We start from the raw sequence: 22,466 nt of genomic DNA, 5'->3' as shown, positions 1-22,466 counted from the left end.
AATAGACAAATCAACAGGTAAGGCAATTTCACCATATATATTGTCTGTAAATGTTTCAAGAGAAAGTTTCAAAGATCTTAATCTAGAATATATTGATTCAAAGGAGTGGTTTAAGAGTTCAAAAGGAATATCGGCTGCAACATTTACGAAAATTACACCAGTTGCTCCTATGGTGGAGATAAGCAGAGAAGATTCAAGATTTATTGATGGCTATGAAGTGGCTGATAAATTAGATGAGTCTGTAAATTTGGCTGCTATTGACTGGCAGGATTTTGAAAATCTAATTCGTGAGATTTTTGCTGAAGAATTTAATTCAATTGGGGGAGAGGTAAAAATTACGCAGGCAAGCAGAGATGGCGGTGTTGATGGGATTGCATTTGATCCAGATCCAATTAGGGGTGGTAAAATTGTCATTCAAGCAAAGCGTTATACAAATGTTGTAGGTGTATCGGCAGTTAGGGATTTATATGGAACTATAATAAATGAGGGTGCTACAAAGGGAATTCTTGTTACAACATCCAATTATGGAAATGATGCATATAAATTTGCAAAGGGTAAACCTATAACGTTAATGAACGGGGCAAATCTGCTGTTCCTGCTGGAAAAACACGGACATAAGGCTAAAATTGATCTAAAAGAAGCCAAAGAATTGAATAATCAAAATAATTCTTAAGCATTGATTTATTACCGATGCCAGGGGAAATACCACAAATTTCACTATTCAAATCTTCAAAAGTTACTGAAGCTGTGGTATCATTACTTTAAAAGATCCGCCCAAATAAGCAGATGAGTAGTGATCAGGAAATTTACCAAATAAAAATTGACCGGAGGACGATTCAAATGAGTTCATTATTACAATCAGGAAAAAACACTCGTGCATTGGAGGGAAGGACAATGTGTGTCAGGAAAAAATTATGCTTGGGTTTCTTACTGGCAGGTATGCTTTTTTTAACCAGCTGTTCTATTGGAAAGAAGACTGTGCTGACCTATGATGGAACTTTTGAACTGGAACTGGGGAAAACCAGGGTCGCGGAGGTCATGGAGGCAGGATTTACAGATCGGTACTCTTACGATAAAAAATCTCAGATTGACAGCAGCTCCTGGGAAAATTTCTATGCCATGAAGAATGATGTCACTTATGGAACCATGTATGCCGGCAATAAGAGCTCACAAAAGGTCAATTTTGAAGAGGGAAAAGTATTCCGGGTTGTGATAGACTATCGGGATCCGGACTATGTTACCGGAGAAATTCTGATAAATGGTGTGAATTATGCGGGATATACCAGGGAACAGATTAAGGAAGCTATGAGCGAGGCGAAGATGACATTAGACAGTGAAACCTATCTGAGCTTTGAAGACGGTAAATTTGAGTATACATTTCAGTTTGATGAAGGGTCGGAAACCGTGTGTACGATCAGCATCGACGATGGAACAGATTGGAAGCTGACTATAAAATAAACATACGCGAGCCTGTCCGACAGGCACAATGCGCTATATTTAGAAGCGATGTTCCTGAGAATCGGACAGACGAGGAAGTTCAATGGCTGCTGGATAACAATACCATTACGATTATAAATTTGCGTTCAGAGTAAGAAGTTGCTCAAAAATCGTGTTGCCTGAAAGGAAAAGAAGGAGAAAACCTATGTTGTTGATACAATACCCCAAATGTTCTACCTGCCAGAAAGCCAAAAAGTGGCTGGAGGCACATCACATTACCTATACGGACCGGCATATTGCGGAGAAGAATCCTTCTTACGAAGAGTTAAGGGGGTGGCATGAGAAAAGCGGATTGCCGCTGAAAAAGTTTTTTAATACAAGCGGATTACTGTATAAAGAGATGCAGTTGAAAGAAAAGCTGCCTGCCATGAGCGAGGAAGAACAGTTAAAACTGCTTGCGACGAATGGAATGCTTGTAAAACGGCCTATCATAGTGGACGATAAGACAGTGCTTGTGGGATTCAGGGAAGAGGAGTGGATGGAGAAGCTTTTGTGAGGAAATAGCGTATGCTGCCTGAACTCGGGAGAGAGAAAGTGAAATTTACCAGAGATATTGGAGAATATGTCAATGGAATACGTTAAGCGAGAGTGGTGAGATTTCCAGTAAGTTAGCCAGAAGGAATAGAAATTTGATTCAGAAAAGAGGAACCGGGGTGAAAGGATACACGCGGGATGAGATAAGGCGCAGATTATTGCGGTATCATAACATAGACGGCAGTGAAAAGCTGACCGGCATCGAAGGTGTTCGAAAGATCATGGGCAGACTGGGGAGCATACAGTACGATCCGCTGAATGTGGTGGGACGGAATGCCGACCTGGTGCTGCAGGCCCGGGTAAATGACTATAATTATGAGAATCTGTATATTTTATTATACAAAGAACACAGTCTCACAGACGGATTTGACAAGGAAATGTGTATTTATAATACGGAAGATTTTGGCCGGTTTTCCAAAGTGCGGGAAGCCCATGCAAAAGCTGTGATAAATACGCTGACTTACCGCGGGCAGCTGGATGCGTTGAAGATATTGGATGAAGTGAAAGCATTCGTGGCCGAACATGGACAGACAGGGACGAAGGACATCTCCATCGGCGAGACGAGGGAGAGCAGCTGGGGGCACAGAAAGCTGTCAAGCGCAGCGCTGGATTATCTTTACAATAAAGGGGAATTGTGTGTCACGGATAAAAAAGGAACACAGAAATACTTTGACCTGACAGAGCGGGTCATTCCCTCTGCCTGCATGGGGACAGGTGATATATCCCAGGATGAGTTTCTGGACTGGTATATTGAAAGGCGAATCCGGAGCGTGGGATTTCTGTGGGATAAAAATGGCGGCGCGTGGCAGGGACATTTCCTCAGCGACAGGGATGTGCGAAAAATGGCATTAGAACGGCTGGTAAAGCAGAAGCGTGTTTTTCCTTTCCAGCTGGAAGGAGTTTCAGAGATTTGTTATGCATGCAAAGAATTTCTGGATTTACAGACAGATGAAGAACAGAAAGATTGCGCACGCTTTATCGCACCTCTGGACAATATTATGTGGGACAGGACCTTACTTGAGCAACTCTTCGATTTTTCTTATCGTTGGGAGGTCTATACGCCTGCGGCAAAGAGAAAATATGGATATTATGTCATCCCTGTTCTCTATAATTCCCGTTTTGTGGCAAGATTTGAGCCGGAGCCGGTAGGGAAAACGGGATGTTTTCGGATAAAAAGCTGGTGGTGGGAACCGGATGTATGCCCTGATGAAAGGATGCACAGAGTTATCAGGGAGGAGATGCTCCGATTCAGCAGGTATCTGCAGGCGGAGTGCGCCGAAGAGAATATGGATATCATCAGGTGAGGAGGGCAGACGACAGTGAACAATACCATAACCAAAATTCTTTTTCACTGGGGTGTGGAAAAAAGTGAAGTGAAACAGATATATCGGACGGCCTGGCAGATTGGAGAGCAATATGTGCTGAAGGAATATCAGAATCAGAAGACATTGGAGCGGAATCTGAAAATACTTCAGATATTGGATGGCATGAATGTTCCGGTAGGAAAAATTGTGCCTGCCTGCGATAACAGGCAATATATTTCTTTGGAGGATTCCTTTTATTTTCTGGCGGAGAGGCTGCCGGGTAAGCACATTTCCCACTTTGGCAATGACACGGATCTGGCTTTCGCAATGGGGGAGATTATTGCAGATCTTCATATGGCTTTCAGAAAATGTGAGGATGTGGAAGGGCTTTGGGACAACAGTCTGCTTGACGAAATGAACGGGTGGGTGAAAAGCAGCCTGGAAAAGACGGACTGGAAATATATCAGCAGAGAAGCGTATGAAAAAAACACAGAGCAGCTGGCCATGGTGTATGACAGTCTGCCGGTGCAATTGATTCACAGAGACGTTCATTTCGGCAATTTTTTGTTTGAGAACGGCAGGTTCTCAGGGTATATTGATTTTGATTTAAGTCAGAGAAATATTCGGATTTTTGATATATGTTACTTTTTGATGGGGCTGCTGTGCGAAGAGGAAAAAGCAGATTTCTCTGAAGAAATGTGGTTTCTATTTCTGGAGAATGTTTTTGCCGGGTATGAAAGCAGGCTGGAATTATCCGAAATGGAAAAGAGAGCGGTGCCCTATGTGATGGAATGTATAGAGCTGCTTTTTGTGGCGTATTTTGAAAGAGAAAAGGATGTGCACTGTGCGGAAAATGCTTTTCAATTATATGAATTTGTGAAGAATCTGGAAGGCAGAATCTATGAAAGTTTACATGTGGGTGGCTGAAAGACAATGAGAGGTGACAGGAGTTATTTGCAGAATACCCGGATTAAAATTGCCGGAATGATGACAGAACACGATAATTATGACAGTGTGTAATAGTCCGGTGATTTGTGAACGGTTATGATAGTGCGTCACGGATGAAAAAGAGAATAAGAAATTAATATCCCGAAGGTGCATACCTCCGGGATACGGTTGAGAATCAGGAATTTGCTGCTTTGTTTTCCAGTAAGTGCAATTCCTGAGTCAGATTGTAGGTTGCGTCGTTGACGCTGCCAACAGGATTATGATCAAGATAATCAACCAGAGGAAGGCAAAGCAACTGTACTTTTTCTTTATGTTCGGGCTTATTGACATCCAGTCCCAGTTTTTCGGTCAGAATATCTATCTGAGAATTAATGATGGTAAGCTTCTTTGCATTCAAATCAGTCTGTGCAGTATCGTTTTCAATTTGCTTTGCCTGTTCTTCCAGCTTCCGCATTCTCAGGTCAGAAGGCAGGACGGCGAACGATCTGATGGCGGATAAGTCAGGACGCATTTTACCATGTGCAGAAGAGCTTCTGGACAAATACGCTCCCTTCGTGTTAGTATAGGGAAAACGACAGGACGGTAATGGCAGTATGCCCAAAATCATGATAATTGAGGACGACCCGGCTGTTCGGGAGGAATTGACGCTGCTCCTGAAAAATGAGGGGTATATGCCTCTGGCAATTACAGAGTTTACAGATATACCGGATCAGGCAGCCCGGGAACACCCGGACTTGATTCTTTTGGATATTGGCCTTCCGGGGAGAGATGGCTTTTCCCTGTGCGCCGCATTGCGGAAAGCTCTTCCTGTGCCGGTGATTTTTGTCACCAGCCGGGACGCCGGTGTGGACGAGGTGCGGGCTTTGAGCCTGGGCGGAGATGACTATATTACGAAGCCATACAGCGTCCCGGTCCTGCTGGCCCGGATCAAGGCCGTCCTGCGACGGACGGGAGGCGGGCCGGAACCGAGTGATGTTCTGGAGGGGGACGGGCTGTGTCTGAGCCTGACCAAAGGAGTTGTATCGGCCAACGGAAAAACGGCGGAGCTGACCCGAAATGAGCTGCAGATCTTAGCCTGTCTGATGGCTTGCCCGGGGCAAATCGTTTCCAGGGGGGATCTGATCGAGACGCTGTGGGACAATCAGATCTACATTGACGACAACACCCTCAGCGTGAACATGACCAGGCTTCGGGGAAAGCTGGCGGCGCTGGGCCTGTCTGACGCCATCAAAACCCGTCGGGGAATGGGGTATCAGCTATGACCCTGAGGGAATTTCTAGCAAATCGAATGGGACGGATCGCCCTCTGGCTGATCTGCGCCGGACTGGCGGCGCTGTTCCTTTTTTTTACAGGGACGCAGCCAGGGATTCTGGTGATTTTACTGCTGGTCTTTCTGCCGGTCTTCGGGGCGGCGCAGCTTTGGGATTTCTATCGTCAACGGGCCTGGCTTCGGGAGCTGGAGGCCATCTGGGACGGCCTGGACCGGAAATATCTGTTCGCGGAGTGCGCCCTGCCGCCCAAAGGCATTTACAAACGCCGGCTTTTTGACCTGACCCGCCGGGCGGGGCGGGCCATGACCGGGGCGGTATCTGACGCAGAAGCCTCCAAACGGGAGTACCGGGAGTATGTGGAACGCTGGGTACATGAGGTCAAGGCGCCCATCACTGCCGTCCGGCTGCTCTGCCGGGACCTGGACGGGGATACCCGCCGGAAACTGACCGGGGAGCTGGCGCAAATCGAAGCTCATATTGAGCGGGCCCTGTTCTACGCACGGGCAGAAAATCCGGAACAGGACTGCCTGTTCCGGCAGGCAAACCTGGGGGGAATTGCCTCCCGGGCCATTGAAAACCACCGCGCTCTGCTGATTCAAAGCGGTGTCCGGGTGGAAACGGAGCATTTGGACGTCACTGTCTATACCGATGAAAAGTGGGCGGTGTTTCTTCTGGGGCAGTTACTCCAAAACGCGGCCCGGTATCGCAGCGCGGAACCGGTTATCACACTCTTTGCAATGCCCCTTGGGAAACAGATTCAGCTTGTGGTTCAGGACAACGGCATCGGCATCCCGGCCCATGAGCTGCCCCGGGTGTTCGACCGGGGGTTCACCGGCAGCAACGGGCGAAGCAGGGGAGGTTCTACCGGTATGGGACTGTATCTGTGCAGAAAGCTGGCGTCTTTTCTGGATATAGGTCTGGGTATTGTCTCCCGGGAGGGAGAGGGGACGGCGGTTACGCTGACCTTTCCCGCAAAGGAGAATCTTACAGAATTGTAAGGGAAATCAATATGAATTCGATACCGCCTCCTTTGCATCCGGTGTATCATAAGGTGCAAAGGAGGTTTGCTTATGCTTCAGGTACAAAATATCGAGAAATATTACGGAAGTAAAAACAATGTCACCAAGGCCCTGGACCGGGTGAACTTTGATGTGGAGGCCGGAGAATTCCTGGCCATCATGGGCGCGTCTGGCAGCGGAAAAACCACCCTGCTCAACTGCATCTCCACCATCGACACCGTCAGCGCGGGCAAGATTCTGCTGGATGGGGTGAGCATAGCCGATCTGGGGGAGGAAGAATTGGCGAAATTCCGCCGGGAGCGGCTGGGCTTTGTGTTTCAGGACTTTAATCTGCTGGATACCCTGACAGTGGAGGAGAACATCGGTCTGGCTCTCTCCCTGAATCACATGGACCCGAAAACGGTGCAGGACCGGGTACGGAGCGCGGCAGGGAAACTGGGAATCGCCGACATCCTGCCCAAATTCCCCTACCAGATTTCCGGCGGGCAGAAGCAGCGGACTGCCTGCGCGCGGGCTATGGTAGCTGGGCAGTCCCTGCTGCTGGCGGACGAACCCACCGGGGCGCTGGACTCCAAGGCGTCCAAAAATCTGCTGGAGATCATGACTGCCATGAACCGGGACATGGGGGCCACCATCCTGATGGTCACTCATGACGCCTACAGCGCAAGCTACGCCAAACGGGTGCTGTTCCTGAAGGATGGCCGGGTGTTCAACGAACTACTGCGGGGAGAGCGGGGAAGGTCTGTATTCTACCATGAGATTCTGGATGTGCTTGCCGCGTTGGGAGGTGATGTCAGTGACGTTATCTAAACTGTCCCTGCGCAATGCCAGACGGCAGGCGAGAGATTATCTGGTGTACTTTGTCACTGTAGTAATGGCCGCGGCGCTGTTGTATTCTTTCAATGGACTGGTGTTTTCCGGGGAAGTCAGGCAGCTTTCGGAGGGAATGGACATGCTGCCTTTTGTGATCGTCCTGGCCAGCGCGGTGGTTGTGTGCATTTTCGGCTGGTTGGTAAGCTATGCCACCGGGTTCATGCTTTCCCGCCGGAGCCGGGAATTAGGAACCTATGTGCTGATCGGGCTGACCAACAGGCAGGTGGCGCGGCTGTTTTTCCTGGAAAACCTGGCAGTGGGCGGTGCGGCGCTTGTCCTGGGACTGGCGCTGGGCGGATTGCTCTACCAGATTCTGCGGGCCATTCTGTTCGCCATGTTTGGCCTGCCTTATCATTTCACGCTGGCGCTCTCCTTTCCGGCGGCAGGGCTGACCCTGTTCTATTTTGGCCTGATTTATCTCCACGCCCTTGGGAAAAGCCGAAAGCGCGTCCGCAAAATGAAGATCTGGGATCTCATCTATTTTGACCGGCAGAATGAGGGCGTGGCCATCCGGACCGGAAAGCTCCGCCGCTGGATGTTTGGCGTCTCCATCCTGCTGGGGGTGGCGGGGACTGCTTTGCTGACAGCGGGCAGTCTGATGATCGGCATCATGGGGGCAGGATGTCTGATTGCCGCTCTGTTTGGCTTTTTTCTCAGCTTCGCCTCCGGTGTTCCCGCCTTTTTCGAGAAACGTCCTGCCCGGAAATATCAGGGGCAGACCCTGCTGGTTTTCCGTACACTGGCCTCAAAACTCGCCACCATGGGAATGGTTATGGCGGTGATTTCCATTATCTTCACTGCCACACTGCTCACTGAAGGAAGCGGGCTGGTGTTCAACGGTATTTTTCGGGGCAGAGCAGCGGAAAACGCCTGCTTTGATCTCTATTTCGGAATCGAGGGAGAGGACCAGGACCCCGGTCCTTATCTGGAATATATCAACGGAAATATTTCGGTAGAGCAGTCGGTTTTGTATCAGGTCTACCTGAGCGACAGTTCCCAGGTGCAGGATTACATCAGCAGCCGTACCGTTTATTATTACTACAATTACGACAGGGACCCTGTCCTTTGCTGGAGCGACTATGCGGCGCTTCGCCGGATTGCGGGTTATCCGCCAGTAGAGATGGAGCCTGGGCGGTATCTGATTCACTGCATGACCTATCTGGAAGAGCCCCTGGGGGACTACCACCAGCCGATTGCCCTGGGGAATGTTACGTTGACTCCCGGGAACGTTTACACAGAACATCTCTCCCAAAGTTTCGGTGTGGGGAACGGCCGGGGGTATATTCTGGTAGTCCCGGACGAGGCGGCTGCGGGACTGGCGGTCCACCATCTGGCCTATGCCGCGAAGACGCTTCAGCCGGTATCTGAGCGGCAGTATAATGTCCTAAATGATATTGCTGCCATGGAACATGATAAGCAGGTGAATCCTTTGGAGTATGGGTTCGTTTCCACAAAGGCAAACGAGGCTGCCCAGGTGGCGGTTCAGACGGCCATCTCGGTATTTCCCATGTTTTATCTGGCCCTGGCTCTCAGCATGACTGCCGCCACAATTTTGACCATTCAGCAGCTCAGTGAAACAGACCGCTACCGGCGGCAGTTCATCTTGCTTCGGAAATTGGGCATGGCCAGACAGGAGATGAAGCGCGCTCTGGGCCGTCAGTTTGCCCTCTACTATACCATGCCTGCTGTCCCTCCGGTTCTGATCGCAGCTCCGTTTCTCTTCCACATGGCCCGGCTGCCGGAGCCTGGCATCATGGCAGGGATGAGCAGCCCCGCAGCCATTGTGGCGCTTTCACTGGCGTTGTTCTTTCTGATTTACGGAATTTATATCCTGCTGGCCTATACCAGCCTGCGGCGGAGCGTACTGCCGGAATAAAACGTGATGAAAAATGAGGAGTAAAAAACAATGAAAAAGCAGGCAGTGAATCCCTATCTTCCGCTGGACGAATATGTTCCCGACGGGGAACCCCGTGTTTTTGACAACCGGCTTTACATTTTTGGATCCCATGACAGAAGCCATGGCAATCGGTTTTGTATGAACGATTATGTGGGCTGGTCGGCGCCATGTGACAATCTGGCAGACTGGAGATATGAGGGCGTCATCTATCGGAAGACAGATGACCCCAATAATCCGGAGAAGGATGCCATGTATGCGCCTGACGTGGTAAAGGGACCGGATGGAAGGTACTATATGTTTTATGGCCATGGCAGCAGAAAGCCGCCGGAACAGTGGTGCATCAATGTGGCGGTATGCAGTACGCCTGCGGGAAGGTATCAGTACTATGGGAGGATTGAATTGTCCCCGTGGAGCGAGTCTTATTTTCCCTTTGACCCTGCGGTATTGGTGGATGAGGACGGGCGTGTCTGGCTATATTATGGTTTTGGCTCCGGAGACTGGAGAAAGGGAAATAAAGGACGGGGAGGGGCGGTGGTGGAGCTGGCGCCGGACATGCTGACGGTATTGTCGGAGCCTGGGGCTACTCTGCCTAATAAATATACGAATACAGATGAGACTCTGCAGGGACATGCTTTTTTTGAAGCCTCCTCCATTCGGAAAATAAACGGAAAATACTATTTTATTTATTCCAGCCAACTGTCTCATGAGTTGTGCTATGCCACGGCTGACGCGCCGGACGGCCCCTTCAGATACAGGGGTGTGCTGATCTCCAATGGTGATTATGGCCTGAATGGTAATACTGTCTTTCGTAACTGGTGGGGAAACAACCATGGCTCTCTGGTGGAAATAGAAGGAACCTGGTACATATTCTATCATCGGCATACCCAGCAGTCCGCCTTTTCCAGACAGGGATGTGCTGAGAAAATCACAATGTCGGAGAAAGGCGATTTTGTCCAGGCGGAATGTACTTCCTGTGGTCTGAACCAGGGGCCTCTTCTGGCAAAAGGGAAGTATTCGGCAGTGATTGCGGCCAATCTATACAACGGTGCAGATACCTCTGAAAGTATCTGCTGCAGGCGCGCAAAGGGCACTTATTTTGATGAGGAAACGGCACAGGGCGTCAGGACCCATATGATAAAGCGGTTTGGCAGCAGTGCACATGCAGTATACAAATACTTTTTATTTGAAGGAGAAACCGGTATTCAGATCCGTATAAAGGGAAAAGCGAAAGGAGTTTTTACTGTGATTGTCGCCGGGGATAAAACAGATATCCCCATTGACATTCAGGGAAAAGAATGGGAAAGCATTACAGGAGTCATTCGCTTTCAGGGAGAAAGTGCGATGGAGTTCCTATATTCCGGAACCGGAACTTTCGCCATACGTGACTTTGGGTTTACAGAGCGGGAAGCTCATTCATAACTGCATTCGCGGAAGCATTTATTTCCTCAGGCAGTGGTATCCTCACACGATTTCTCTCTCCTCAGAGACTTCAGGAGGAAGAGCGACAGAATCAATACCAACGGGAAAAGGCAGCCCACAAGCATTCCTTTTCGCAGGTCATTATCCGCATGCTGCGTGATATTGCCCACCAGACCCGGGCCAAAGGCACCGCCCAGGTCGCCTGCCATGGCAAGCAGGGCGAACATGGCGGTTCCGCCGCCGGGGAGACGTCCGGAACAGATACTGATTGTTCCGGGCCACATAATACCTACGGAGAAGCCGCACAGAACGCAGCCGATGAGTCCCACCACGGGATTGCCTGACAGGGAAGCCGCTATGTAACAGATCAGACACAGAGCGCCGGAACCAATCATAAATTTCATCAGATCCAGCCGGTCGCCGAATTTCCCGAAGATAACCCGGCTGATTCCCATAGTGATCGCAAACAGACAGGGGCCTGCCAGATCTCCCATGGCCTTTGACAGGCCCAGAGCTGACTCGGCATAGGCGGAAGCCCATTGTGCCATGGACAGCTCGGAAGCACCTGCGCATACCATAAGGACAATGGAGATCCAGAAGAAGGGAACCTTGAGCAGATCGCCTACTTTCATGCCTTTGCCTTCATCCACGGGATGTTCTATGGGGCAGGTGGCAAAGTTATAGATATTATATAGAGGAAGAACAGCCCATATGCAGGCCAGCCATTTCCAGCTGTGGATGCCGAAGACGGCGAAAAAGAGAGTGGATAACAGGATGACGCCTACAGAACCCCAGCAGTAAAAGGAGTGCAGCAGGCTCATGGCCGCTTCCTTGTGGTCGAAAGGACAGGCCTCTACAATGGGGCTGCCCAGTACTTCGATCAAACCGCTCCCGATCGCATAGACGATAACGCTCAGGAGAATCCCGGTCAGCGGATCGGGGAAGAGATCGGGCAGAAACGCAAGCCCGATGAGTCCAACAGCAGAGCATAATTCGGAAGCCACCACGCATCTGCGGTATCCGATACGATCTGCAAAATAAGAACATAAAACGTCCACAATCAGTTGTGTCAGGAAAAATACCGTGGAAATAAGGGCTATTCTTCCCAGGGGAATAGAATAGTCCATATGAAATTTTAAAAAGAGCAGCGGTGCGAAGTTGGCGGCAATTGCCTGTGTAATAAAGCCGAGATAGCAGGCGGTCAGAGTTTTTTTATAATTTTTGGTCATGTTGACATCCGTTCCTTTCATTTGTTACAATGAATTACATTATATGGCGGGAACAGGAAGAAGACAATGCAATATTTCGCAAGATTATTACATAATCTCACAAAGGAGTGAGCTGCGATGAAACCTCATAACGGAGCTGGCAAGACGATAACGGATGAGTCCTTACGGGAAATGGTTCGACACGGAAGCGAGGAATATCCATTTCAATATTATGTGGAAGATCCCTGGATGTTTGACTTTCACTGCATTGACTGGCACTGGCATCCGGAAGTAGAGTTTGTGTATGTGGAAAAAGGAATGGTGGAATGTCTGGTTGGAAGCGACAGGCATCTTTTGTCTGCCGGAACAGGCATTTTTATAAATTCCCAGGTGATTCACAGAATGGAAGCGACAGAGAGCGCCATTGTTCCCAACATTGTATTTTCGCCTGCCCTGCTTTCTCCGGAGGAAAGTCTGGTATACCGAAACTATATACAGCCGATTCTGAATTCCTCATTGGAGAGTTATACCCTTTCTCCGAATGCCGGGCAGAATGAGGTTTTAGATACATTGCTTTCCGTGTTCATCCTTCAGGAATCGGGTAATGCATGTGAAATGGAGACAGTGGAACTGCTTCTGAAATTATGGCGCATGATGTATGAAAATATGGAGATAACAGAAAGCATATCCGCTCCCCGCTCCTCCGTACGGACACAGGCCCAGCTTCAGATTATGATGCAGTTTATCCATAAGAACTATTCCCGGCAGATCTCTCTGGATGACATAGCGGAAACTGTGACGCTGAGTAAAAGCAGTGTGTTGAATCTGTTTAACAAAAACATTCATACTTCTCCCATAAACTACCTGGTAAATTACAGGCTGAAACGGGCTGCGAAGCTGCTTATGGGTACGGAGGACAGCGTTTCGGCTATTGCCCGGGATACAGGATTTGAAAATATCGGTTATTTCTGCCGTAAATTCAAAGAAACATTTCAGGTGACGCCAGGTGAGTACAGAAAAAGTCATAAGCTGTTATGAAAAGCTTTGGTGTGACGGAGCGGAGTGGACCAAACTCCCTTTTTGTGAATGGAAAGTGTCTTCTGCCTGAATCGGGAGCGAACAGGGAACTGCCTTTTGGAAGATGTGGTCCCCTGAAATCGTTCAATGAGCTCTATGACGGATTTCCTGATTTGGATGAATAAAAGACAAAGGATGGAGAGAAACAATGAATATTTACGAAAAATGCCCTGTGCTGGAAAACGAACGATTTACGATACGTCTCATAGAAGAAAAGGATGCGGATGACCTGCTGAAGGTTTACAGTGACAAAAATGCCCTGCCTTTTTTCAACAGCGACAATTGCCACGGCAGTAATTTCTACTGCGCGGTCAGAAAGGATATGGAGGACACCATAAAATACTGGCTGCTGGAATACCATGAGTACAGAGGTTTTGTGCGTTTTTCTATCGTTGACAGAAAAACGGAACAGGCCATCGGAACCATAGAAATGTTCCGGAGGAAATCGGATGATTATTATGACGGCTACGGGCTTCTGAGGGTGGATGTGCGAAGTGATTATGAGAAAGCGGACTTGCTGTATGAGATTGTGTCCCTGATTACGGAGCCTTTCCATGACTGGTTCGGCTGTACGGACATTGCCACCAAAGCGGCTCTGTATGCTGTCGAGCGGATAGAAGCGCTGCGGAAGGCTGGATTTGAGAAATCCGAGGAGCCTCTGATCGGCCATGTGCAGCAGAGAGCCTATTATGATTATTGGGTTATAACCAACAGTTAATTTTATTTCCTGTGATTTAACAACCATTCAATTGTGAAATCCTGCGCTAACCACTATAATAGGAACTGCAAAGGCCGATGCATGTAAATGGGAGTCCCGGACTTCGGAGAATCGCTGCTGCGGACAGCGAAGCGAGGGGCGGAAGAAGAACAGGAGACAGTCTTATGCAGATAGGTGAAGTGATACGGAAATACAGGAAGGAAAAGAATCTGACACAGGAAGAAATGGCCCGGGCCCTGGGGGTGACGGCGCCTGCGGTGAACAAATGGGAAAACAGTAACTCCCTGCCGGATGTGATGTTGCTGGCGCCCATTGCCAGACTGCTTGACATCACGCTGGATACTTTATTGTCCTTCCAGGAGGCGCTGACGGAGGATGAAATCAACAGCCTGATTTATGAGCTGGATGACAGCCTGAAAAAGGAACCTTATGAAGAGGTCTTCCAATGGGCAAAAAAGAAACGGGAGCAGTTCCCCAACTGTGAGAAACTGTTCCTGAACATGGCGGTGGTGCTGGATGCATGGCGACTGGTGAATAAAGTGCCGAATGCGGAAAAATATACCGATGAGATTATCTGCTGCTACATCCGCGCCCTGGACAGCAAAGAGGAGGAAATCAGACAAAGGGCCGCGGATTCACTGTTCCATTTCTATACGAGAGAGGAACAATATGATAAGGCGGAGGAATATCTGGCTTATTTTCCGGATCGGGATCCGGAGAAGAAGAGAAAGCAGGCTCAGATCTGCGCCAGAACGGACCGGAGGGAGGAAGCTTACAAGGCTTATGAGGAGCTTTTGTTTTCCGGATATCAGAGGATGAGCATGGTTTTAAATGGCATTTATCAGCTGGCTGCGGAAGAGAAGGATTCGGAAAAGGAACAGATGATCGTGACCATACAGCGGCAGCTGGCAGCGCTCCTGGAAATGGGAGAATATCAGGCACTCATGTGGGAACTGGAGCCGGCAATGCGCAGGCGGGATGCCGATGCCGCAGCAGACATTGCAAAGCGGCTTCTGGAAAATATTCCTGCAATCTGCACCTATATGGAATCCCGTCTCTATGAACATATGGATTTCCGAAGGCTGGGAGAGGAATTTTACGATGATCTGAAAGAGAAACTGGTGAACAGTTTCCGGGATGAAGGGGCATGTGGGTGGCTGCAGGGGAATGAGAAATGGCAGAAGCTATTTGCAGAATGTCCGGGTTAAAGCTGGTTGAAATGGCAGAATGTGATAAAATGAAACAGAGAAATTCTGAGGAAAGGAGAACGTCCCATATGCTGTTGTGCATTGCTTTTGCTCCATGCAGGGCCTGAGGACACCGCATGGAGGATGACAGAAGTCCTCGGCTTTGCATTTTGATAAGATGAAATAGAATATCAAAGGAGCAAAGTCAAAATGAAAAAAGAATATAAACAATTGAAACCTTACCTGATACTTTGGAGCACACAGGCTTTTTCTGCTCTCGGCAGTGGAATGACAGGCTACGCCCTGGTGCTGTGGCTGTATCTGCGCAGCGGATCTGCATTAAAGACCGCGCTTTTATCTGTCTGTTCTTATGCGCCCTATATCATTATGAGTATATTTGCAGGCGCTCTCAGTGACAGATGGAATAAGAAACGAACCATGCTGTTCTGTGATCTGATTGCTGCAGTGAGTACGATGACAGTCTTTGTGCTGATCAGAACGGACAGTCTGGAGGCGTGGCATCTGTATTTCCTGAACGGGATCAGTGGTCTGATGAATACGGTACAGCAGCCGGCCAGTGAGGTGGCGGCGACACTGCTGATACCCAGGGAATACTACCAGAAAACCAGCGGACTGCGTTCCTTTTCACAGTCATTGAATTCCATATTGACGCCCATACTGGCCACAGCACTTTTTTCCTTTGCCGGGATGGAAACGGTAATTGCAGTGGATTTGCTTACGTTTATGGCAGCATTTCTGACATTGTGGCTGTTTATTGAGATTCCCCAGGAGGAGTCGCCGGAGGATGTCAGAGAAGAAAAGGAAAAACTTCTGGCATCGGCAGGGAAAGGACTGCGCTGGCTTGGGCAGAATTTGCTGATATTGAAATTGATTCTGTTTCTGGCCTGTATTAATCTGGTTGCTTCTATTTACAATGCGGCGCTGCCGGCCATGCTTTTGTCCAGAGAAAAAGGCGGGGAGACAGTACTGGGGCTGGTTAATACTTTTGTGGGAATTGCCACACTGGCAGGGAGTATTTTGGTTACTGTTGTTCCGAAACCGAAAAACCGGGTCAGAGCAATCTGTCTGGCGCTGTTCGTGTCCATGAGTACAGAGAATTTCCTGCTGGCATTTGGAAATGATACGGTGGTATGGTGTATCGGCGCGGTTTTGGGCTGGATATTTGTTCCGTACATGAACGCGAATATGGACGTAATTTTCCGCAGTACCATACCGGGCAGGATGCAGGGAAGAGTGTATGCCTGTCGCAATACGCTGCAGTTTTTCTCAATTCCAGTGGGATATATGGCGGGAGGCTGGCTGGTGGACAGGGTGTTTGAACCACTGATGGCCAGGAAGGCTGAGGGTATGCTGACATCACTGTTCGGTAGCGGGAAAGGTTCCGGCGCGGCTATGCTTTTCGGCGTATGCGGCGTGGTTGGCGTTCTGATATGCCTGTGCTTTCATGTTCTGTTAAAAAGGGACAGCTGGAGTGAAGCAGAAGGATAGAATAGAATAATCTCTGCCCAGCACATTTGACAGGGCAGCTCTCTTATATAGAGTGAAGGGAGACGGAATCGTCATAACCGGGCAGAGATTTCTGATAGGCAATTCTCTCACTTCCATCTTCCACATGAACGATTCCGCATCTGGTAAATCCGTTTTTTGTCAGCAGGTGCTGCATAATCAGATTATCCCTGTGGGTGTCGATTCGGATGTTGGGAATCTGCGACAGGCAGTAGGACAGACATGCACTGAAAATACCCTTAACGGAACCATTTCCGGCAAGCCGGTGAATGGTTCCGTATGGGGCCTCATTGAGCCAGCTGCCCTGCTGGATTACCTGATAAGCAGGGTCCGTACCGATGATTAAGGAAAAGACTCCGCAGAGTTTATCCTTTTCTGTTATCACATAACTGCAGCCGTTTTGAATATCTCTTACAAGTACGGGAACAGAAGGGCGGTTGTTGCCCCATTGAGAGGGATTGCCCCCTTTGCGCATCCTGTCTCTTGCACAGGCGTATATTTGACATATTTGTTCTAATTCGTTCGGCCCGGTATGTCTGATGATCATAATGAATCCTTTTTGAAGACTGAGAAGAACTATATTTCTCCGCTGTGTTCCTGCCTGTCACTGCTCAACTGCTTTATCAATGCTTCAGCGGCGCTGAGCTTTTCTTCTATTTCCCTGTTCTTTTGGCGCTCTGCTTCCAGTAATTGCTGTTGTTCTTCGACCTTTTTTTGCGCGGCCTCTGCTTTTTTTCGTTCGGCCTCTGCTTTTTCTCGTTCGGCCTCTGCTTTTTCTCGTTCGGCCTCTGCTTTTTTTCGTTCGGCCTCTGCTTTTTTTCGTTCGGCCTCTGCTTTTTTTCGTTCGGCCTCTGCTTTTTTTCGTTCGGCCTCTGTTTTTTTACGTTCAGCTTCTGTCTTTTGGCGCTGCTTCTCCGTCTTCCGGCGTTCTTCCTGTATGCTGAATTTTTCCATATTTTCCCAGAGATATCCCATTTTCCGTTCTCTCACTTTCTGAACACATGCCATTCGCTCTTCGGCAGATACATCTATCTTAAAACACAGACTTTCCATCACAGATACCATTACATCCACGACATGTTCCGGACTGTTTTTCAGAATCCGGTTCAGTCTGTCTCCGGGAAGCCGAAGAAACTGCTCCAAATCCACATCGTTCTGTATTTTATTGATTAACATAATCAAAGACATCTCATCTTCCCGGCTCAGAAGCTCCTCGTTGCTGTAGGCACAGACATTCACAAGTTCATATCTGAAATCCGGAATCCATTTTCTGAACTGGGACTCTCTGCTGATTCTCTCCCGGAAATTCCTGGCGGCTGTCCACTTTGCCTCTCCCTCAAAATACACAATGGGAATAATCACAGGATACCGGAACTCCTTCCTCCTGGTGATACCCGCATGCATTGCCTCCATCTCTTTTTTATATGCCGTCCAGATACACATCATATACCGTAAAAGCTGCATGGCCGCATCATAATCTACCAGGCTCTTGTGATCAATGAGCGAGACCAGAAAAGGCGGTTCACTTTCCGCTTCCATCACAGAGTCCTTTTCCTTTCCGATATCGAGAATCCTGATTTTTTTGACGGAATCTGTCTCGAATTCCGTTCCCAGATAAGGGTGATAGCGCTCGGAGATATCCTCAATATCTTCCGGCTGTACGTTTTTTAAGACCGGAATATCAAAATTATCCCGGAGAAACTGGGCACACAGGACGGGATTGTCGAAGATTTCCTTACTGTTGATATCCCGGTTGTGTATATTGCTTTTTCCGGCCTTTTTTCCATCCGCAGATTTAAATCTCTCTTCTTTCGGCTGTGTTTTAAAGGATTGTGTTCTTTTTTGTTTTTCTTTCATGCCTCCTCCTGTTCTCATGTGGGACAGGAGAAATACTTTTCGCCTGCCCTTAATTGATTGTCGGTTTCTGATTGAATAAGCGGCGAAAAGCCAACAGACCAGAATGCGGAGCATTCTGAAATTCTATGCATTCTGAGAAGCAGTATGCTCCCCGAAACGCGAGAAACTTAATGATTTTCCGAAACACCAGAAGTGCCTCGGCTGATAATGCGTTGATTATAGCATAGTTTTCCGTAGTATACAAGTACTTTAAAAACTTTTTTGAATCAAACGTTCCAGGTCAAGGAAAGGATTGTGTTTCGCCGCTGTCCATGATAAGATAGAGAAAATGGATGAGGAGGGGTACTGTGAGTAAAATAAGCATTAAACAATTAAATCCACATGTTTTCCTGATGGATGACAATGGAGAAGCCACAGGATATGCGGTAGTGGGGGAGAAGAAGGCTCTGGTGATTGATACCATGAATGGCAGTGAAGATGTAAAGGCTGTGGTGCGGACGGTCACGGATCTGCCTTTGACGGTTGTGAATACACATGGACATGGTGACCACATTTACGGCAATATTTATTTCGAGGAAGCATACCTGCATCCGGCTGACCTGGAGCTGGCAGAGGAACATGCGAAATTTCAGAAATTTGCAAGTGAAATTTCGAGGCATGGTCTGTCTATGCCACCGTTTCGGGAGATACGGGGAGGCGCTGTCATTGAGCTGGGCGGCCTGAGTGTGGAAGTGATCGACTTCCCGGGACACACACAGGGAGGAATTCTGCTTCTTCTGAGAGAGGACAGAATCCTGTTCACCGGTGACAGCATTAACCGGCATCTCTGGCTGCAGCTTCCGGGCTGTCTGTCTCCGAAGGAAGTGCTGAGTGAGATAGACAGAGTCAGGTATCTGGAGGAGAAAGCGGATTATATCCTGCACGGACATGCCAAAGGTTTTGAGCCGATTTCATTGATTGAGGAGCTTCGGGAAGGGCTGCAGGAGCTGTGTGACGGCAAGACGGAGAAGGACAGCGAGTATTCCTGGTTTGGCGGAAAGGCAAAACAGCATCCATTTGGCGACGGGAATTCTGTGATTGTTTATCCGGACTGCTGACGGAGAAAAACAGTGAGGACTCCGGCTGACATCCGGCGTATGACATAGTGCCTGCAGAAACCGGAGAAGCTCAGATAAAAGTAGAATAAGGGAGACTGCACATGAGCAAAATGAAGGATAAACTGCATACCGGAGAGCTGTATCTGCCGGGTGATGCGGAAATCATGAAGGAGCAGGCCGTCGGCGGGCGCATGGCGGAACTATAATATGAAAGACAAAGAAAAGTTAAGCTGGACATGGCAGACCATCATTGCCATTCTTCTGGGAAATATTTCATATGCATTGACGGTGAAGCTTTTTTTGCTTCCGGCTAATCTGGCCAGCGGAGGAGGCACCGGTATCGCGCTTGCGGTGCACTATCTGACGGGATTGCCTGTGTCAGGCATTCTGCTTCTGGTGAACGTGGGCATGTTGCTTCTGGGCCTATTTACATTGGGCAGGACTTTTGTGGTGAACACGCTGGCCAGTACTTTTCTGATTCCGGCAGCGCTGGAGGTATTTGACCGGATACTGGGGGATTTCGTTCTGACGGGCGACATTCTGCTCTGCACCTTGTTCGCAGGGCTGGGAGTGGGCGTTTCTATGGGAATTGTGATTCGCACAGGGGCATCCACCGGCGGTATGGACATTCCGCCGCTGGTTCTGTACAAGTATCTGAGGATTCCGGTGTCGGTGAGCCTGTACGTATTTGATGTGACTATTTTGCTGCTGCAGGCACCGCTGAATCAGACAGAGAACATTTTGTACAGTATTTTGTTTGTGATGATTTCGGCCGTTGCACTGGACAAAACCATGCTGCTTGGAACCACGCGTACGGAAGTGAAGATTGTCAGTGACCGCTCGTCTCAGATACGGGATGCCATTCTGAAAGAAGTGGACAGAGGCGTGACTTTGCTGGAGGCGGAGGGCGGCTATCTGCACGATAAGACCCAGATGGTTTTTACCGTTGTCTCCAACAGAGAGCTTTATAAACTGGAGAAAATAGTCCGCAGTATTGATCCGGCCAGTTTCATGGTTGTCAGCAGGGTGAGTGAAGTGCGGGGACGGGGTTTTTCCATGGAAAAGCAGGCTTTGTAAAAGGCCTGCTGTCTTTTTTTGGATATAATCTAAAGATTTTTTTAAGATATGAAAAAACATCTTGAGCATCGGTTCATTTTTTGCTATATTTTATGATGTGTCTGTAAAGTTATGGATTTCCGGTAAACGGTTATACAATAACAGCTCAGTAGAAACTGTTATACGGAACCTGAGGTGCAGATGACAGTTTGGCTATGGCAGGAGGGCCGAATGGAAAAGATTTGGAAAAGGATACATACCATTATTCCGGAATACAGCATGATTCCTCTGATTTTTGCCGTTGTTTTTAACCTGGCGGTTTACGGTGGTTCCAGGATGATTGCCGGGGAATGGACACATCATAATATTGAAGGAAACCTTGACCGGCTGATTCCGTTCTGGCCGCCAACAGTTGCGATTTATCTTGGATGTTATCTGTTCTGGATTGTCAACTACATTTTAATCGGAAGACAGGAGAAAAAAGAAGTGTGCCGTTTTTTTGCGGCGGATTTCCTTTCCAGAGTGGTCTGTCTGGTCTGTTATCTGGCTTATCCCACCACGAATACCAGACCGGTGGTGGATCCTGAGGGCTTCTGGAATCAGCTGGTGATTTTTCTGTATTCCATAGATGCGGCGGATAATCTGTTTCCGTCCATACATTGTCTGGTGAGCTGGTTCTGCTACATAGGGCTGCGGGGGAAGAAAAATATACCGCTCTGGTATCGGGCGGCTTCCTGTCTGATGGCACTGCTGGTATGCATTTCCACATTGACGACGAAACAACATGTGATTCCGGATGTGATTGGCGGAATTTTCCTTGCGGAATTTTGTTTTCTTGTGGCTGCGAATAAAAAAGTCCGGGGAACTTATGAAAGGATTCTGGACAACATTAACGGAAAGCTTCTTTCAAAAGGGGGAAGCGGTGAATGTTGACGAAAAAGAAGACATTCTGGAACATTGTTTTTCTGATTGTGGTTTTTTCACTTACGATTTACGGTGTATTTCATGGGGAAGATCCGGGAGCAATGATGGAGGCTATCCGGCAGGCGGATATAAAATGGCTGATTCCCGGGATTGTGCTGGTGATGTTCTTTATCTGGGGTGAATCCATTATACTGTGGTATATGATGCGTTCCTTTCAGATTCGTCTGAAGAAAAGGATCTGTTTTCTGTTTTCCTCGGTGGGCTTCTTTTTCAGCTGCATTACCCCGTCTGCCACGGGTGGTCAGCCCATGCAGATTTACTATATGAAAAAGGAAAAGATTCCGATTCCGGTTGCCACGGTGATACTGATGGTGGTGACTATCACATATAAGCTGGTGCTGGTGGTCATGGGTGTGGGAATAGCCTGTTTTGGAAGAGGGTTTATGCACCGGTATATGGAAGAGGTCGCTCCTGTTTTTTACCTGGGCGTGCTGCTGAATATTTTCTGCGTGGGTTTTATGACAGTGCTGGTGTTTCATCCGGACCTGGCAGAGAAGATACTGACAAGAGGACTGAGGCTGCTGGAAAGATTCCGGTTTCTCAGACATAAGGAAGAGCGCGGCAGGAAGCTGCGGGAATCCATGCAGATTTACAGAGAGACGGCGCTGTATCTGAGAAATCATCCGGGAATGATATTTCGTGTGATTGTAATTACCTTTATACAGCGGCTGGCATTATTTACAGTGACATGGCTGGTCTACCTGTCTTTCGGTTTATCGGGAACTCCCATGTGGGATGTGATTATTCTGCAGGCAGTGATTTCCATTTCGGTGGATATGCTTCCTCTGCCGGGGGGAATGGGAATCAGCGAGGCGCTGTTCCTGAAAATATTTTCGTCGGTATTCGGGTCTGTGACCCTGCCGGCAATGGTGTTGTCCAGGGGAATGAGCTACTACAGTGAGCTGCTGCTGAGCGCGGTCTTTACGCTGGCGGCGCAGGGATACTATATGGTGAAAGCCCGGTCTGAGTGATGGGCAGGCCGAATGTCTGTAA

At 48.5% G+C, this 22,466-nt stretch carries 22 protein-coding genes; 18 read left to right on the top strand and 4 right to left on the bottom strand.

The genetic code is table 11. The features are described from left to right. The first annotated feature begins 40 nt into the window (after positions 1-40). From NSB25_RS09555 to NSB25_RS09535, 5 genes are all read left to right on the top strand, one after another. A complete protein-coding gene (locus tag NSB25_RS09555) occupies positions 41-673 on the top strand; it encodes a restriction endonuclease (RefSeq protein ID WP_207656119.1) in 633 nt (210 codons plus the stop codon). Positions 674-918: 245 nt separating this feature from the next. Continuing rightward, positions 919-1,458: a hypothetical protein gene (locus NSB25_RS09550; protein ID WP_146039931.1), complete on the top strand. Its 540-nt coding sequence runs from the start codon at positions 919-921 to the stop codon at positions 1,456-1,458. Positions 1,459-1,642: 184 nt separating this feature from the next. Continuing rightward, a complete protein-coding gene (locus NSB25_RS09545) occupies positions 1,643-1,993 on the top strand; it encodes an arsenate reductase family protein (protein WP_103237551.1) in 351 nt (116 codons plus the stop codon). Positions 1,994-2,126: 133 nt separating this feature from the next. Then, positions 2,127-3,335, top strand: a complete 1,209-nt coding sequence (locus NSB25_RS09540; RefSeq protein WP_242982230.1) for a DNA glycosylase AlkZ-like family protein — start codon at positions 2,127-2,129, stop codon at positions 3,333-3,335. 15 nt (positions 3,336-3,350) lie between these two features. Continuing rightward, a complete protein-coding gene (locus NSB25_RS09535; protein ID WP_103237550.1) occupies positions 3,351-4,262 on the top strand; it encodes a phosphotransferase in 912 nt (303 codons plus the stop codon). A gap of 196 nt (positions 4,263-4,458) precedes the next feature. Here NSB25_RS09535 and NSB25_RS09530 read toward each other — a convergent pair whose 3' ends face one another. Beyond that, positions 4,459-4,824 carry a hypothetical protein gene (locus tag NSB25_RS09530; RefSeq protein WP_103237549.1) on the bottom strand — a complete coding sequence of 122 codons (366 nt, stop codon included), beginning with the start codon at positions 4,822-4,824 and terminating at the stop codon, positions 4,459-4,461. A 52-nt stretch (positions 4,825-4,876) separates the two neighbouring features. Between NSB25_RS09530 and NSB25_RS09525 the strand changes: the two genes are divergently transcribed. From NSB25_RS09525 to NSB25_RS09505, 5 genes are all read left to right on the top strand, one after another. Next, positions 4,877-5,545, top strand: coding sequence for a response regulator transcription factor (locus NSB25_RS09525; RefSeq protein WP_103237548.1), 669 nt, complete (start codon positions 4,877-4,879; stop codon positions 5,543-5,545). Between the two features lie 26 nt (positions 5,546-5,571). Continuing rightward, the gene (locus NSB25_RS09520) at positions 5,572-6,552 is read left to right on the top strand and encodes a sensor histidine kinase (RefSeq protein WP_242982229.1); all 981 of its coding nucleotides are present in this window, start codon (positions 5,572-5,574) and stop codon (positions 6,550-6,552) included. 72 nt (positions 6,553-6,624) lie between these two features. Then, positions 6,625-7,383: an ABC transporter ATP-binding protein gene (locus NSB25_RS09515; RefSeq protein ID WP_103237546.1), complete on the top strand. Its 759-nt coding sequence runs from the start codon at positions 6,625-6,627 to the stop codon at positions 7,381-7,383. After that, positions 7,364-9,322, top strand: a complete 1,959-nt coding sequence (locus NSB25_RS09510) for an FtsX-like permease family protein (protein WP_242982228.1) — start codon at positions 7,364-7,366, stop codon at positions 9,320-9,322. Before NSB25_RS09515 ends, NSB25_RS09510 begins: the two co-directional genes overlap by 20 nt. A gap of 30 nt (positions 9,323-9,352) precedes the next feature. Next, entirely contained in the window at positions 9,353-10,762 is a 1,410-nt protein-coding gene (locus tag NSB25_RS09505) for a family 43 glycosylhydrolase (RefSeq protein ID WP_103237545.1), read from the top strand. 26 nt (positions 10,763-10,788) lie between these two features. Here NSB25_RS09505 and NSB25_RS09500 read toward each other — a convergent pair whose 3' ends face one another. Next, positions 10,789-11,991 carry an MFS transporter gene (locus tag NSB25_RS09500; protein WP_103237544.1) on the bottom strand — a complete coding sequence of 401 codons (1,203 nt, stop codon included), beginning with the start codon at positions 11,989-11,991 and terminating at the stop codon, positions 10,789-10,791. A 117-nt stretch (positions 11,992-12,108) separates the two neighbouring features. On the opposite strand from NSB25_RS09500, the gene NSB25_RS09495 reads away from it, so the two are divergent. The 4 genes from NSB25_RS09495 (at position 12,109) to NSB25_RS09480 (ending at position 16,461) form a co-directional block, all read left to right on the top strand. After that, positions 12,109-13,008 carry an AraC family transcriptional regulator gene (locus NSB25_RS09495; RefSeq protein WP_103237543.1) on the top strand — a complete coding sequence of 300 codons (900 nt, stop codon included), beginning with the start codon at positions 12,109-12,111 and terminating at the stop codon, positions 13,006-13,008. Between the two features lie 187 nt (positions 13,009-13,195). After that, the gene (locus NSB25_RS09490; protein WP_103237542.1) at positions 13,196-13,765 is read left to right on the top strand and encodes a GNAT family N-acetyltransferase; all 570 of its coding nucleotides are present in this window, start codon (positions 13,196-13,198) and stop codon (positions 13,763-13,765) included. A 164-nt stretch (positions 13,766-13,929) separates the two neighbouring features. Beyond that, positions 13,930-14,973, top strand: coding sequence for a helix-turn-helix domain-containing protein (locus NSB25_RS09485; protein ID WP_103237541.1), 1,044 nt, complete (start codon positions 13,930-13,932; stop codon positions 14,971-14,973). Between the two features lie 189 nt (positions 14,974-15,162). Continuing rightward, entirely contained in the window at positions 15,163-16,461 is a 1,299-nt protein-coding gene (locus tag NSB25_RS09480; RefSeq protein ID WP_103237540.1) for an MFS transporter, read from the top strand. Between the two features lie 43 nt (positions 16,462-16,504). On the opposite strand, the gene NSB25_RS09475 is transcribed toward NSB25_RS09480, so the two are convergent. Together NSB25_RS09475 and NSB25_RS09470 are read right to left on the bottom strand one after the other, a co-directional pair. Continuing rightward, positions 16,505-16,954, bottom strand: a complete 450-nt coding sequence (locus NSB25_RS09475) for an N-acetyltransferase (protein WP_306817581.1) — start codon at positions 16,952-16,954, stop codon at positions 16,505-16,507. A gap of 101 nt (positions 16,955-17,055) precedes the next feature. After that, entirely contained in the window at positions 17,056-18,336 is a 1,281-nt protein-coding gene (locus NSB25_RS09470; RefSeq protein ID WP_172454906.1) for an Rpn family recombination-promoting nuclease/putative transposase, read from the bottom strand. Between the two features lie 347 nt (positions 18,337-18,683). Between NSB25_RS09470 and NSB25_RS09465 the strand changes: the two genes are divergently transcribed. From NSB25_RS09465 to NSB25_RS09450, 4 genes are all read left to right on the top strand, one after another. After that, positions 18,684-19,433 carry an MBL fold metallo-hydrolase gene (locus tag NSB25_RS09465; protein ID WP_242982227.1) on the top strand — a complete coding sequence of 250 codons (750 nt, stop codon included), beginning with the start codon at positions 18,684-18,686 and terminating at the stop codon, positions 19,431-19,433. 207 nt (positions 19,434-19,640) lie between these two features. Beyond that, positions 19,641-20,510 carry a YitT family protein gene (locus tag NSB25_RS09460; RefSeq protein ID WP_103237536.1) on the top strand — a complete coding sequence of 290 codons (870 nt, stop codon included), beginning with the start codon at positions 19,641-19,643 and terminating at the stop codon, positions 20,508-20,510. A 210-nt stretch (positions 20,511-20,720) separates the two neighbouring features. Further along, a complete protein-coding gene (locus tag NSB25_RS09455; protein WP_103237535.1) occupies positions 20,721-21,422 on the top strand; it encodes a phosphatase PAP2 family protein in 702 nt (233 codons plus the stop codon). Then, entirely contained in the window at positions 21,416-22,444 is a 1,029-nt protein-coding gene (locus NSB25_RS09450; RefSeq protein WP_103237534.1) for a lysylphosphatidylglycerol synthase transmembrane domain-containing protein, read from the top strand. Before NSB25_RS09455 ends, NSB25_RS09450 begins: the two co-directional genes overlap by 7 nt. Positions 22,445-22,466 lie beyond the last annotated feature (22 nt).

The organism is Acetatifactor muris, from assembly GCF_024623325.1.
GTDB lineage: Bacteria > Bacillota > Clostridia > Lachnospirales > Lachnospiraceae > Acetatifactor > Acetatifactor muris.
Note: the sequence above shows the minus strand (reverse complement) of the source record. Positions and strands in the feature narration are given on the sequence as shown.